The sequence below is a fragment of the Paenibacillus apiarius genome, assembly GCF_017052585.1.
Lineage (GTDB): Bacteria > Bacillota > Bacilli > Paenibacillales > Paenibacillaceae > Paenibacillus_B > Paenibacillus_B apiarius.
Genome location: NZ_JAFFHZ010000001.1, coordinates 465,660 through 479,290, shown reverse-complemented (window position 1 = coordinate 479,290; position 13,631 = coordinate 465,660). Strand labels below are relative to the sequence as shown.

The window sequence follows — 13,631 nt, the reverse complement described above, 5'->3', positions numbered from 1 at the left end:
TCTTCCGGTACGATAAGAAGGAGGGCAGCGGGGGCATCATGAGCGGAAAGGAGCGCGCAAATCGGGATGCGGGACCATAGACTGTTCATTTGGATTATCATTCTATTGTCGACGGGACTGCTCGGAGAAGTGAAAATTACCCCGTTCGGCGGAGATTTTCGGTTTTCCCTCGGTATTATGGCGTTTTTTTTCGGGTTGTTATGGTTTTCTGTTCCCGTGCTTGGGACAGGCATTTCCGCGGGAATATTCGTCGTTTTGTTCCGGATTGCGATGGGTGGGTTGCTGCACGGTATCCCTTTGCACGAAGGGTTTGTGCAGCATATGCCCGTATTTTTCTATTATGTCACGTTCGCGGTTGTCATCTCGCTGCTTAAAATTAAAACGAATGTTGAATATCACTTGAAAGTCGCATTTTTTGGCGCATTTGCGGATATGGCATCCAATGGAGCGGAATTGCTGATTCGCATGGCTTCTGGCGAAGCGTCAAACGTGACGTCTCATGAGATGATGTTGATCGTTCTTGTTGGTTTGCTCCGCAGTTTTTTTGCCGTAGGACTGTGCAATATGCTGGCGATTCGTCAGGTTCGGGCGCTTGGAGAGCAAAGGCGGTTGGAATTGGAGCGTTTAATGATGATTAATGCGGATTTGTTTGAAGAGGCTTTTTATCTCCGCAAGTCCATGTCTCATATTGAAGAAATTACACGTGAAAGCTACCGCTTATACAAATCGCTCAAAAACCAGTCTTATCCAGACGCGGCGCAGGCTCTCCATATTGCGGAACATGTGCATGAAATCAAAAAGGATTCAGAGCGAATTTTATCCGGCTTATTTAAGATCATCCAACAGGAACGGATGCTATCCAAGCGCATCACCGTTTCAGATCTATGTGCAATGGTGGAGCGGGCCAATGCGAATTACAGCCTGCTGCTCGGAAAAAACGTCGAAATCGATGCCAGATGCGACATCAATCTTTCGACCGACGAAATTTATCCGCTTCTCTCCGTACTAAACAACATCGTGTCTAATGCTGTAGAAGCGATTCCACACGAAGGCCAGATCCAAATACAGGTTGATCTCCACGATAATTCTATCTTGTTCACTGTAACGGACAACGGTCCGGGTATATTGGCCGATGAGCTGGAATTGATTTTTCATCCCGGATTTACGACCAAATTCGATGCCGAAGGAAACTCGTCAACAGGCATCGGTCTTTCGCACGCTGCGGATATTGTTCGTTTGCTTGGTGGCGACATTAGCGTTTGCAGCAGTCCTGGGCGCACAAGCTTTGAAATCCGAATTTCTGTGGAACGTTTAACTGAGAGAGAGGGTGTCGAACATGCTGAAATTTTATCTGGTTGAAGACGACCATGCCGTCCGCAAAATGTTATCGCGCATCGTAAACGAAAGCGGTCTTGGCGAGGTAATCGGCGAAGCGGGAGACGGAGCTTGCGCGTCTGTGATAGAGGTTCAACATGCGGACGTCGTGATCATTGATCTGTTGATGCCGGGCCGCGACGGGATTGAGACCGTCAAAGCGCTGCGGGAAGAAAATTACGGCGGCAGATTCATCATGATTTCCCAAGTGGAGAACAAGGAAATGATCGGCGAAGCTTACCAGCAAGGAGTCGATACCTTTATCCAGAAACCAATTAATCGCCTGGAAGTACTGGCTGTGCTGCGGCGTGTGTCCGATCACCTGTTGCTGGAGAAATCCTTGCGGACGATCCGCAACTCCCTTAGTTTGCTGGAGGTGTCCGGGACCGCGGATATCAAGGCGGGGATGATGCTGCAAAAGGAAAGATCAATCGAACAACAAGCCCGCTCCTTGCTGCTGCAATTGGGAATTGCCGGCGAAGCGGGCACCTCTGACCTCATCCGTATTATGAAATGGCTGAAAGAGCAGGAGCAAGAACACAGTATGCTGCCGGACTTGCCGCCCCTCAAAACCATCTACGAACAAGTGGCGATAAGCAGCCCCCAGCAGTCTGAGGCAAATCTCCACAAGGCTGCGCGCGCGATTGAACAAAGAATACGCCGATTGGCCTCGCAAGCGCTTACTCATTTATCGTCCATAGGTTTAAGCGACTACGGGAACCCGACATTCGAATATTTTGCTTCGCGGTTGTTCGATTTTCAGGAAGTGCGTCTCCGCATGCTGGAGCTGGAGGAACAAAGCAAGTCATCCGCTTCCAAATTAAACCTCCGAAAGTTTTTGTATGTTTTTTATATCGAGTCCTGCTCCCCTAGTCATTGAAAGGGCTGTAATTACATATGAGATTCTAGCGTGAGCTCTTCACTCCCATAGCTTGCATCCTCAGTCACACGATTAGTCAGATTTAGGTTGTCAAATCTCGTCTCACAGCCTCGTTCAATTGGCGATCTGCAACAATGCCTACCTATAACTCATCAGGAATATTCATTTTGAAATGTCTATCTAGCAGTCAATTACATGGAATTCAGATGCGTGCATGTCATGCCAGATCCGTTTTTAGCATCTCGCAAAGCTTGCGAGTCTAGCAGAAAATGAGCGCTCCCGCGAGGGGCGGTCCGAATCGCCGTAGAGGTGTAAATTCAAAGCAGCTATTGGTATTCATGTGAAGAACCAATGGCTGCTTTGTATTCTGATTTTTATTGTTTATCTAAGCAAAGGCATACTGCCGGTCAGTTTTATCATGGGATGTCTACCTCCTTGAGCTTTGTTTTTTCCTTATGTTTTGTCTCTTTGATCGCCCCCAAGACGCCAACACACCAGTTCCATGTAACAAAGCACAATGCCGAGGCTCCCAACCCAAGAAATAAAATATTCAGCAGATTGACAGGCTCCGCAAACCGCTCAAGACCCAAATGAGAATCTGACAGCAGCAGTGGCGGGAGCATGAAAAGCAGACCATAGAAAAATACCCGCCGGGTGCAGCCGATGTTTTCCAGTAAAAAATACATGGTCACGCCGCAAAATCCCGCCGCGGCAAAAAGCAATTCTTCCCGTATGTTCTTTGATTTCACAAAGCGCGGATATACCGCCAGCAAAGCGGCATAACCGATGATAAAGCGAAAAAACAGAATCTCAAAGGGTGAAAAATCCACCAAAAGGACTTTGGTGGAGATAAAGGTTGTCCCCCAAATCAAAATGGTTAAAAGCGCTGCCAGATGCCCGGCAGCGCTGGAATGGAACTTCATCATAATTCCTTCCTTTCAGCCTGGTGCTGTATAAAAGACTCACTTAGAAATATCCGCATATACTGCCGCGGGGTTAGGCCGATAAATTTCTTGAAGAAGTTGGAAAAATGGCTCTGATCGCTGAATCCTGTCCGGAATGCGGCTTCAACCGGGGGAACCCCCTGCTCCAACAGCTTTTTTGCATTGCCGATTCGGATCGTTTCCAAGTAGCTGTAGGGGGAAATCCCTTTCTGCCGGGTAAAGGAGCGTAAGAAATGGTATTTGCTCATATTCGCCAGCCTGCTTAGTTCATCCAGCGTAATAGCCTTTGCAAAGTTTGCTTCCAGATAATCGCACACAGGCTTAAATTCAGAAGTCGGCTCCTGAGCAAAAGGATCTGTAATGCTATCTGCATACTCCTGTATGAGTTGACTGATCAAAAACAGGTACAGCTCTTCCTTGATAAAATCAGTTTCTCCCTCGCAAATCATGTGGTGCAGATCCTGCAAGGAACTGGCAAGCTCACTGCGGTAAAGAACTGCTTGTGAAAAATTCGGACAGAATTCCCGCCCGGTTATTTCAAGCGCCGTTTTCTTCATAATCTCCGGTTGAATGTTGATGCACCGGTAGTCCAGCGTTTTGCCGTCTATCTGTTCACAGGAGTGAACATCCCCCGGGTTAAAGAGGATGATGTCACCGGGATTGATGATCGTCATAGCTGACGGTTCGTTTATCGTTCGGCACTTAGCAATCCTCCTTCTATTGGTTTGATTGTAAGGATGCCATAAGGAGAAACAAAAAGATTGGATGATATTGCTCAATCAAAGTAAATCCGTAAGCTGAACTATACCACAAACCCTTCGGTAATAGAATTGGTCCTTAAGCCGTCACAACATGTGACAGCTTATTTATATTGAAATAGGAATATACAGGGTATATATTAAATATAAGGATAATATACCAAGACTACTAAATAAGGTTTATGAAAGGAGAGATCATGGAAGGAAATAAAATCACGTATGAGTCCATCGATGATTATATTTCACAATTTCCTCCTAAGGTTCAGGCAATACTTGAAACATTAAGAAAAGTTATTAAAGAGTCGGCACCAGACGCAAAGGAAAAGATAAGCTATCAAATGCCTACTTTTGTGCTGCATGGAAATTTGGTCCATTTTGCCGCTTATAAATACCATATTGGATTTTATCCAGCCCCAAGCGGGATTCATGCATTTAATGATGAATTAGCTGAATATAAAGGGGCAAAAGGGTCCATACAATTTCCGATAGACAAGCCGCTGCCTTATGAATTAATAAACAAAATCGTTCAATTTAGAGTTGCTGAGAATATACAAAAAGCTGCAGGGAAATTAAAAAAGAAGAAAGGAGCAGATACATGAGCACCTTATCGAGGGAGAGAAAAATAATATCTATCCGGCAATGGAGCGCAGGACCCTCTGCCCGCATAATCAACGCCAATTAAACGTAACACAAGAAGCAGTGTATTCCAAAAACAATGTATGCACAGCACAACAGCTATGCAGAGCTCACCTGGTAAGGCAAATCTTCGATCGCGCAAGTAACATTGTCACAGACGATGACAATGTTTACTTGCCTTATATTGTCACTTCGGAAAGATTGCAGTCTAACCGTAAAGGGTATTATAATAATAAAAAAATAATGGCTTTATTGCGTTAAAGGACAATAGACATTGAAGGAGAGTTGTTATGCCGAATTTTGACAGAAAGAAGATTGTGGAGAGTGTTCCGCAAAAGGGGTTTTTTGGCCATCCTAAAGGCCTCTTTACCCTCTTTTTCACCGAGTTCTGGGAGCGATTCTCTTATTATGGAATGAGGGCTATCCTCGTATTCTTTATGTACTATGAAGTGACACAGGGCGGACTCGGGTTTGCGGAGAACACCGCACTCGCCATTATGTCCATCTACGGATCGCTCGTGTATATGTCCGGCATTATCGGGGGCTGGTTGGCTGACCGGATATTTGGCACGTCGAGGGCTATTTTTTATGGCGGTATCTTGATCATGCTCGGTCATATCGTGCTGGCCATACCGGGAAATGCGGCGCTGTTCTTTGTATCCATGATCTTGATTGTGCTGGGTACCGGCCTGCTGAAACCTAATGTATCCAGTTTAGTGGGGGATATTTACAGCGAAGAGGATAACCGCCGAGATGCGGGCTTTAGTATTTTTTATATGGGGATTAACCTCGGGGGCTTCCTCTCTCCTTTAGTTGTAGGAACCGTGGGGATGAAGAATTTCCACCTGGGTTTCGGTCTTGCCGCTATCGGGATGTTACTGGGATTGGTTGTTTATATGGTAACCCGATCCAAAAATCTGGGTCTTGCCGGTACGATTGTAGTCAACCCGCTTTCACCCGCTGAGAAGAAAAAGGTATTCACAACTCTGGGTGCGGGCGCCGTTGTTCTCGCCGCCTTAATCGCGATTGCCATTCCATTGGGTATTCTCACTATTGGTACCTTTATCAAGCTGGTTGGGATTTTAGGTATCCTGATTCCTACCCTGTACTTCGTGGTCATGTACCGCAGTCCTAAAACAACGCCCGTCGAGCGTTCCCGAATTATTGCGTACATTCCATTGTTTATTGCTTCAATTATGTTCTGGGCGATTCAGGAGCAAGGGGCTACCATTCTGGCCAATTTCGCAGACAAGCGTACCCAATTGGAGTTCGCGGGCATCCATCTTTCTCCCGCCTGGTTTCAGTCGCTGAATCCGCTCTTTATTATTATGTTCGCACCTGTATTCGCTTGGTTATGGGTAAAGCTCGGAAATCGCCAGCCGACCGTCCCTCAAAAATTCTCGCTGGGCTTATTGTTCGCCGGCTTGTCTTTTTTGATCATTTTGCTGCCCGCTTACTTTGGCGGAGCCGCTTCACTGGTTAACCCATTGTGGCTCGTTCTCAGCTACTTCGTCGTTGTACTTGGAGAGTTATGCTTATCGCCGGTTGGCCTCTCGGCTACCACCAAGCTCGCCCCTGCGGCCTTCTCGGCTCAGACAATGAGCTTATGGTTCTTATCCAATGCTGCCGCGCAAGCCATTAACGCCCAAATCGTCAAGTTCTATACCCCGGAAACCGAGATGCTTTACTTTGGCGTTATTGGAGGGGCAGCCCTTGTGCTGAGTCTTCTGCTCTTCCTGCTTTCTCCAAAGATTCAAAGCTATATGAAAGGTGTAAGATAAGCAAAAAACCTCTGGTGGCAGAACAAATTCAGTGTCATCAGTAACGCTCAAGCATATGTATTGGCAGCTCGTGACCGTCAGAAAGTGACTTTTTCTGGCGGTCTTTGGCGTGGACGCATTCGAACAGCTAAACTGGATGAGCCCACTACCGATTCAAACATGTTCCAACCACGTATCTTTGAATATGGCGATCCAATGAACATGACGATTCAGTGAAAAGTTTACCATGTTTTTGATGTTTCTTCAACCCTTACGTTCCTTGCAAAGTGAAGGAGCACAATCGCAAATTTGCCGTACAGCCTAAAATGGCCGTATCGGCACCTGGTAAGGCCGACCTCTGATCATACAAGTGACATTTTTTCAGCACAGATAAAGCGACATTTTCACAGATGATTGACAGAACATTTATAATGATAGTACCTAATGGAAGGGCGATGATAAGTATTACTTTAATATCATTATCGTCTTCTGCTTTATATGTTGACTCTGATTACTCTACATATGTGGAAGCGTAATATTATTATTGATGGTTCGCGATGAACAAGCGAGATGGGAGTTTATCGCTGAAATATTCAGAAAACGCGTTCGACCGCCTTTCGTGCGGATAGGGACCCGTTGGACAGGAGGCAAACCGCATTGACAATCAAAGTGCTGATCGCGGACGACAATTCGTTTATTCGGGAAGGCATGAAAATCATACTGACAAGCTTCGAGGAATTTGAAGTGGTGGGCACGGTCGAGGACGGGGCTGAGGCGGTTGCCTTTTGCAAAAGCAACGACGTGGATGTCGCGCTGCTGGACGTGCGGATGCCGAACATGAATGGCGTCGAGGCGACCCGCCTGCTGACGGAGCAGACATCCGTCAAACCGCTCATTCTGACGACGTTCGACGACGACGAGTTCATCCTCGAGGCCGTCAAGTCGGGGGCGCGCGGGTATTTGCTTAAAAACAACGACCCCGAACGCATTCGCGACGCCATCAAGAGCGTCTGCAACAACCATCACGTTCTGCAGGATGTCGTGCTGGACAAGATTAAATCGAACCTTGTCACCGGTCAGAATGTGTCCCATCCGCTGGCCGTTCCTTCGGCCGCCAAGACCCCGGCACCGCCTGCTCCCGCCCCGAACGGATGCAAGATCGACCGCAGTCTGTTCACGGAACGGGAGCTTGGCGTGATGGAGCACATCGCCAAGGGACTATCCAACAAAGGAATCGCCGGGAAACTGTTCATTTCCGAAGGGACGGTTGCCAATTACATCACCTCGATTTTGAACAAAACGGGACTCGAGCATCGCACGCAGATCGCCATATATTATTTGACGGGCGAAGCGAGAATGTCGGACGAATAGGAGATTATTCAGTCATGGAGTTGTGGACGATCGGGAATAAAGCGGTGGTGCTTGGTTATGTCGTAATGGCCTCTTTTCTGATGAATTCCGCTTCCGCGGCCAGCCCTTGGCATATACTTGCCTACTTGCTGTACCTCGCCGTAAATATTACCGTTCCCATTTTCAAAAATGTCAAACCGAAGCAGCTGCTGAGCGCGTTATCCGCCGCGTTCATCCTCGTCTGCTCGATCGGGTTGGAATCGCTGTTCCTGCTGTTGCTGCCGGTCAATGTATACGAACTCGTCTCGCTGCACTCGAAGAGCAGGATGTTCGCGTTATTGTGCATGTTGCTGCCGCTTCTCTTCGTTCCGTCAGGCCTGACTCCTTTATATTTGTTGAGCGCCTTGCTCAGCTATTTGCTGTATGCGTGCGGGAGCGTGCTAAACGGTAAGCTCAAGAGACAGGAGGCCGAACGGGAGAAAATGCGAGCGGATCTGCAGCGGCTGGCCCGGTCCCTGAGCGAAAACAACGAATACATCCGCCAGTCCGAATATACGATCAAGCTGGAGGAACGCAACCGCCTCTCTCAGCAAATTCACGATGACGTCGGACATGCGATGGCAGGTGCATTAATCCAGATGGAAGCGTCGCGGCGGCTGCTCGCAACCGATCGGGACAAAGCGTCCGAGCTGCTGGGCAATGCCATTGCCATCTCCAAGGACGGGCTGGAGCGAATTAGACTGACGCTCAAGGATATAAAGCCGCGGCCGGAGGAGATGGGAGTGAACCGGCTTCGGCTGTTCGTAGACGAGCTGTCGGCCAAAGAAGCCGTTACCGCGACGTTGGCCTATGACGGGGACATCGACGTCATTACACCGATTCAGTGGAAAATCATTCAGCAGAATGCGACCGAAGCGGTAACGAATGCTCTCAAGTATGCCAAAGCTACCGCCATCCATATCGAAGTCCGGGTGCTGAATAAATTTATCAAAGCGGTTGTCTCGGACAACGGCAAGGGGGCGGAGAAATTGGTGAAGGGGCTCGGCATTCTTGGCATGGAGGAGAGGGCTGCTTCCGCGGGCGGCACGGTGATCGTCGACGGCACGAAAGGCTTCAGCGTGACGACGCTTCTGCCCTATTAGACCCGGTGACTTTCCTCATATCGAATAAAGTGAAGATTCTCATAGATGGAGGATGAACTTATGCACTGACATAAGGGCATCCTTTTTTATTACAATACGGACATAATCGCTAAGGGAGTGACTCAGATGAGCAACGTATTGGAAATCCGCAACTTGACCAAAAAATTCGGCGATTTCATCGCCGTCGACAATATATCACTGAACGTGAGCGAAGGGGAAATCTTCGGTTTCCTGGGCGCCAACGGAGCGGGCAAGAGCACGACGATCAATATGATCGCGTCCCTCTTGCGCAGCACCAAGGGGGACATCAGCATGCTGGGCAAAAACATCGCAAAGGACGGCAAATTCGCCAAAATGAACACCGGCATCGTGCCGCAGGATCTTGCCATTTACGAGGACATGACCGCTTATGAGAACGTGAGCTTTTTCGCCGGGTTGTATGGCCTCAGAGGGACGCTGCTCAAGAAACGCGCCGAAGAAGCGCTTGAATTCGTAGGCTTGGGTGACAAGCACAAGAGCTTGCCCAAGAACTTCTCAGGCGGCATGAAACGCCGGCTGAATATCGCCTGTGCCATTGCTCATCGGCCAAAGCTGATCATTATGGACGAACCGACGGTCGGGATCGACCCGCATTCCCGGAATTATATTTTGAGCTCTGTGCGAAAATTGAACGAGATGGGCTGCACCATCATCTATACGAGCCATTACATGGAGGAAGTCGAAGAAATTTGCACCCGCATCGCAATCATCGATCACGGCAAAATCATTGCGGAAGGCACGAAGGAGCAGCTTAAAGCGATTATAACCCACTCCAAGGAAATCTGGATTGGGATCAAAGCGAATGAATCGTTGCAGCTGGATGCGCTCAAGAAGATCCAGGGCGTAACTTCGGTCCGTCTTGAAGAGCATACGCTTAAGATTATGTCCAAGGCGGAGATCAACAATCTTAACCGGATTATCCAGCAATTGATCAAGGATCAGGTAGAAATCCGATCGGTCGAAGAGCAAGCGCCGAATCTGGAGACGGTGTTCCTGACCTTGACCGGCCGGAACCTGCGGGACTAAGGAGGGACGTAACCATGAACATATGGAATATCGCGCTTAAAGAAATCAAGTCCAACCTTCGCAACACTCGAACCTTCCTCTTCATGCTCGCCCTGCCGATCGCCCTCATGCTCATTCTCGGCGCGGCGCTTTCCAACGCGTTTACGAGCGGCGTGAAGGTTAGCGATATGAGGTTGCTCGTTAACAGTGAATGGACGAGCATGCAAGGAACGGCCGATTGGAACGGCTTTGCGCAGGCGATCGGGAAGGAAGGCGTCGAAGTCGTCCAGGCAGAGGCTGGCATGATCGGCCAGGAGGAAGTCCGCGCCGGACGCTATACCGCTTATGCCGAGCTCGGCACCGACGGCATCAAGTTCTATGGCAGCAGCAAGTACACGATCGAGAGCAACATCATCCAAGGCATGCTGACGGCATTCGCGGATCGCTACGCGCTCGCGGCCGCCGCCTTCCAGACAGACCCTGCGGCTGCTAAGGAGATCGTCGCCAGCGCCGGGCAGAGCGGCGATTTCATTAGCGAGACTGCGCTGAATCCGGATAAACAGCCGGGCTCCATTGACTATTACGCCATCGCGATGACCACGATGATCGCGCTCTACTCCGTGTTTTCGGCCAGCTATTTATTCAGCGACGAACGAACCCGCAATACCGCGGTTCGCTTGATGGCCGCTCCCATCAGCAAAGGGGAGATTTTCATAGGAAAAATCATCGGGTGCGCCTTTATCAATCTGCTATGTGTACTGGGCGTCGTGTTGTTCAGTAAATTTGCGTTCCATGCGGATTGGGGCAATCATTACGGCATGATCTTCCTCATCCTGTTGACCGAGGTCCTGCTCGCCGTCAGCTTGGGATTAGGCGTAAGCTTCCTCGTCCAAGGAGAGGGATCCCGGGCGTTCGTCATGATTTTCACTCAGGTCGCTTCTTTCATCGGGGGCGCGTACTTCCCGATCGGCGATACAGAGGGCTTCATGGCCCTGCTAACCAACTTGTCGCCGCTGCGCTGGGCCAATACGGCCTTGATGCAAATCATCTATGCCGACAATCTGGCAGCCGCTTGGCCTGCCATTGGGCTTAATTTCGGCATCGCCGCTGTTTTTCTAATGATTGCGGTCATCTCTATGCGCAAACGGGAGGCATTATAATATGAGTGAATTGGTATGGATTATCCGTAAAACATTGGCGGGCACGTTCCGCAGCAAAAAAAGCTGGTTCGTCTATTTCGGCTTGCCAATCGTCGGCGTGCTGCTCTCCATGTTCCTGTACAACAACAATAACAACGGGACGCTCCACGTGGGCATTATTAACGAAGATGGCAACCAGATGATTACGCAGGACGCAATCCGGTTCCTGGAAGGCTTGAATCAAATCAAGGTCACTGTCACGGACGAACAAACGCTGAACGGCGATATCGCGGCAGGCAAGCTGGACAGCGGAATCGTGTTCGGGCAAGGGTTTGCCGCCAGCGTGCGGTCTGGCAAGCCGGAACACCTGAACATCGTCTCCGTGAAGGGCGCACAGGTAACCGCCTATGTCAAGTCAATGCTTCGAAGCTATGTCCGCAATATCGCTGCGATCGGCAACAGCGCGGGAGGCGATGATGCTAAGTTCGACAAGATTTATGATGCATACGGCCAGCAAGGCTATACCCTGACAGGGGAAACGCTGCAGGACACGTCGAACACGAAGAGGGTGACGTATCAATCCATCGGCTTCCTCATTGTGTTCATGATGTCCTCCGCCGTCAATATGTCGGAGATGATTCTGAAGGAAAAAGAGAACCGCACGTTCCTGCGCCTTCTGTCTTCGCCCGTATCGGCAAGGACGTACGTGCTCGCGAACATGGTCGTCAACGCCGTCATCATGCTGCTGCAAATTGGGGTCACGCTGATCGTGATGAAGAACATCCTTCATATCGACTCGGGCTTCTCTTACGGCCAAATGATCCCGGCTCTACTCTTGTTCGCGCTGACGTCCATCAGCCTGTCGTTATTGATCGTCGCGTTTGCGAAGAGCAGCACAGGCGCAGGCGCCATGCAAAATCTGTTCATCACGCCGACATGTCTGCTCGCCGGCTGTTTCTTCCCAATAGACATCATGCCGGACACGATGCGCAAAATCTCGCACTTCATGCCCCAGTATTGGCTGCTGGATATGATCAATGAGCTTCAGCAAGGCCAGACTCTCGGCAGCTTGTACCTGAATATGGCGATTTTGATCGCCTTCGCGGCCGTCTTCGCGCTGATCGCGATCTTCCGATTTGGCCGCAACAATGACATTAGACAGTTCGTGTAAATGGATGGTCCATCTGGTTCACGTGAATGCTAGGGCCCTGTGAAGAGGGCCTTAGACCGCTATCATGCTCCCGGCTCGCCCAAGGCGTGTGCGACTGAGGAGAGATCCTGCTTCAGAAGCTCTCTTTTATTTTCGTCGCGAAATACGGCGGACGGATGGTAGGTTGGCATGATGCGGATCCCGTCTTTCTCCTGCCACACTCCGCGGATTTCCGTTATTTTTGCTTTTCGATCCACCATGGCCTGTACGGCTATGCTTCCCAGACACACGATAACCGCCGGGCGAATCAGTTCAATTTGCCGGAGCACAACCGGCAGAGCTTCTTTGACTTCCGATGTTCGCGGCGTCCGATTGCCGGGAGGTCTCACTTTGATTACGTTCGTCACATAAACCTCCTCCCTGCGAATGCCTGACCGCTGCAAATATTTGTCCAGCAGCCTTCCCGAATTGCCGACAAACGGGCGGCCGGTCTCGGCTTCTTTTTCCCCGGGAGCCTCCCCGAGCAGCAGCAGACGGGCATGCTGCGGTCCTTCGCCGAACACAAGCCGCTCTCCCGGTCCCGGTACAAAGACGCGCTGACAGACAGCTTGCAACGCTTCCAAATTGCCGATGGCTTGCAGATTCTGAGGGACGGCCGCATCTACGGTCATTGGGATACGACCTCCTTCTGCAGCATTTCCCGCAGCATCCGGCCGTTGATGACAGCCTGCGCCCGGTAATGGTTGTTCATGCTTACGAACGTCTTTTCCGTTTTCTCGGCAAGTTTGCGGATATTCGGAACCCAATCTTCCAATTCCTTCTCGCTGTACAAATAGTCATACCGTTCGTGCGCTTCTTTGTGATGCCACCATTTCTTATAGTTCCGGCCGTGGAACCGAATATAACCAATTGGGCCGGTCGCTCTGACGATTGGTGGAACGAGCGTTTTGAACTGCGGCTCGTCCACGCACACATAACCCAATTGTTCTTCATCCAGCAAGTCGAATATGCGTTCATCGATCCATTCTTCGTGGCGAAATTCGACGACGACCGGAATGTCGCCCATCCACTCTTTGAATTCCTTTAAATAATCCCGGTTTTCATCCCGATTGCGGAAGCTGGTTGGAAACTGGGCCAGTACACATCCCAGTTTGCCCGCTTCTATTAATGGCTTCAACGCCTCCTTAAAATCGCGAAAGTGTTGTTCGTTATCTTCCCGTTTGTGCGTCATCCCCCGATATGCTTTGATGACGAACTGGAAGTGTTCGGGTGTTTTCTCACGCATATGATAGAGCATAAATCGGTTGGGCATCGCGTAAAACGAGGAGTTTACCTCTGTAAACGCGAATTCCCGGGCGTAAAAGGAAAGCATTTCTTTTTTGTCTAAATCTTCGGGGTAAAAGCCCCCGCGCCAATCCTCATAGCTGTAACCGGCCGTTCCGATCAATAGCATA

12 protein-coding genes and 1 pseudogene are annotated in these 13,631 nt (G+C 49.7%); 9 read left to right on the top strand and 4 right to left on the bottom strand.

Annotation, left to right across the window (positions count from 1 at the left end; all coding sequences use genetic code 11):
- Nucleotides 1–66: 66 nt before the first annotated feature.
- The gene (locus JSQ80_RS02280; protein ID WP_087434255.1) at nt 67–1,359 is read left to right on the top strand and encodes a sensor histidine kinase; all 1,293 of its coding nucleotides are present in this window, start codon (nt 67–69) and stop codon (nt 1,357–1,359) included.
- Complete coding sequence (locus JSQ80_RS02275) at nt 1,337–2,254, top strand: response regulator (protein ID WP_206094194.1); 918 nt, start codon at nt 1,337–1,339, stop codon at nt 2,252–2,254. Before JSQ80_RS02280 ends, JSQ80_RS02275 begins: the two co-directional genes overlap by 23 nt.
- Nucleotides 2,255–2,709: 455 nt before the next feature.
- Here JSQ80_RS02275 and JSQ80_RS02270 read toward each other — a convergent pair.
- Both JSQ80_RS02270 and JSQ80_RS02265 read right to left on the bottom strand, forming a co-directional pair.
- Nucleotides 2,710–3,177: pseudogene (locus JSQ80_RS02270) on the bottom strand (EamA family transporter); the annotation flags it as partial.
- Complete coding sequence (locus tag JSQ80_RS02265) at nt 3,177–3,872, bottom strand: helix-turn-helix domain-containing protein (protein ID WP_240463474.1); 696 nt, start codon at nt 3,870–3,872, stop codon at nt 3,177–3,179. The gene JSQ80_RS02265 and the pseudogene JSQ80_RS02270, both read right to left, overlap by 1 nt.
- 281 nt (nt 3,873–4,153) lie before the next feature.
- Between JSQ80_RS02265 and JSQ80_RS02260 the strand changes: the two genes are divergently transcribed.
- The 7 genes from JSQ80_RS02260 (at nt 4,154) to JSQ80_RS02230 (ending at nt 12,198) form a co-directional block, all read left to right on the top strand.
- Nucleotides 4,154–4,555, top strand: coding sequence for an iron chaperone (locus tag JSQ80_RS02260; RefSeq protein ID WP_206094193.1), 402 nt, complete (start codon nt 4,154–4,156; stop codon nt 4,553–4,555).
- Nucleotides 4,556–4,882: 327 nt separating this feature from the next.
- Nucleotides 4,883–6,373: a peptide MFS transporter gene (locus JSQ80_RS02255; RefSeq protein ID WP_206094192.1), complete on the top strand. Its 1,491-nt coding sequence runs from the start codon at nt 4,883–4,885 to the stop codon at nt 6,371–6,373.
- Between the two features lie 615 nt (nt 6,374–6,988).
- Complete coding sequence (locus JSQ80_RS02250; RefSeq protein ID WP_418888861.1) at nt 6,989–7,723, top strand: response regulator; 735 nt, start codon at nt 6,989–6,991, stop codon at nt 7,721–7,723.
- 14 nt (nt 7,724–7,737) lie between these two features.
- Entirely contained in the window at nt 7,738–8,844 is a 1,107-nt protein-coding gene (locus JSQ80_RS02245) for a sensor histidine kinase (RefSeq protein ID WP_206094190.1), read from the top strand.
- A 126-nt stretch (nt 8,845–8,970) separates the two neighbouring features.
- Nucleotides 8,971–9,909, top strand: a complete 939-nt coding sequence (locus JSQ80_RS02240; RefSeq protein ID WP_206094189.1) for an ABC transporter ATP-binding protein — start codon at nt 8,971–8,973, stop codon at nt 9,907–9,909.
- A 14-nt stretch (nt 9,910–9,923) separates the two neighbouring features.
- Entirely contained in the window at nt 9,924–11,048 is a 1,125-nt protein-coding gene (locus tag JSQ80_RS02235) for an ABC transporter permease (RefSeq protein ID WP_206094188.1), read from the top strand.
- A 1-nt stretch (nt 11,049) separates the two neighbouring features.
- Nucleotides 11,050–12,198 carry an ABC transporter permease gene (locus tag JSQ80_RS02230; RefSeq protein WP_206094187.1) on the top strand — a complete coding sequence of 383 codons (1,149 nt, stop codon included), beginning with the start codon at nt 11,050–11,052 and terminating at the stop codon, nt 12,196–12,198.
- Between the two features lie 62 nt (nt 12,199–12,260).
- Here JSQ80_RS02230 and JSQ80_RS02225 read toward each other — a convergent pair whose 3' ends face one another.
- Entirely contained in the window at nt 12,261–12,848 is a 588-nt protein-coding gene (locus tag JSQ80_RS02225; RefSeq protein WP_206094186.1) for a uracil-DNA glycosylase, read from the bottom strand.
- Entirely contained in the window at nt 12,845–13,630 is a 786-nt protein-coding gene (locus tag JSQ80_RS02220; RefSeq protein WP_087434223.1) for a DUF72 domain-containing protein, read from the bottom strand. Before JSQ80_RS02220 ends, JSQ80_RS02225 begins: the two co-directional genes overlap by 4 nt.
- Nucleotide 13,631: the final 1 nt, after the last annotated feature.

Excerpts from the sequence above, each read along its gene's own strand:
- JSQ80_RS02280 (WP_087434255.1), top strand. The coding sequence starts at position 67 with ATGCGGGACCATAGACTGTTCATTTGGATTATCATTCTATTGTCGACG.
- JSQ80_RS02275 (WP_206094194.1), top strand. The coding sequence starts at position 1,337 with ATGCTGAAATTTTATCTGGTTGAAGACGACCATGCCGTCCGCAAAATG.
- JSQ80_RS02265 (WP_240463474.1), bottom strand. The coding sequence starts at position 3,872 with ATGACGATCATCAATCCCGGTGACATCATCCTCTTTAACCCGGGGGAT.
- JSQ80_RS02260 (WP_206094193.1), top strand. The coding sequence starts at position 4,154 with ATGGAAGGAAATAAAATCACGTATGAGTCCATCGATGATTATATTTCA.
- JSQ80_RS02255 (WP_206094192.1), top strand. The coding sequence starts at position 4,883 with ATGCCGAATTTTGACAGAAAGAAGATTGTGGAGAGTGTTCCGCAAAAG.
- JSQ80_RS02245 (WP_206094190.1), top strand. The coding sequence starts at position 7,738 with ATGGAGTTGTGGACGATCGGGAATAAAGCGGTGGTGCTTGGTTATGTC.
- JSQ80_RS02240 (WP_206094189.1), top strand. The coding sequence starts at position 8,971 with ATGAGCAACGTATTGGAAATCCGCAACTTGACCAAAAAATTCGGCGAT.
- JSQ80_RS02235 (WP_206094188.1), top strand. The coding sequence starts at position 9,924 with ATGAACATATGGAATATCGCGCTTAAAGAAATCAAGTCCAACCTTCGC.
- JSQ80_RS02230 (WP_206094187.1), top strand. The coding sequence starts at position 11,050 with ATGAGTGAATTGGTATGGATTATCCGTAAAACATTGGCGGGCACGTTC.
- JSQ80_RS02225 (WP_206094186.1), bottom strand. The coding sequence starts at position 12,848 with ATGACCGTAGATGCGGCCGTCCCTCAGAATCTGCAAGCCATCGGCAAT.
- JSQ80_RS02220 (WP_087434223.1), bottom strand. The coding sequence starts at position 13,630 with ATGCTATTGATCGGAACGGCCGGTTACAGCTATGAGGATTGGCGCGGG.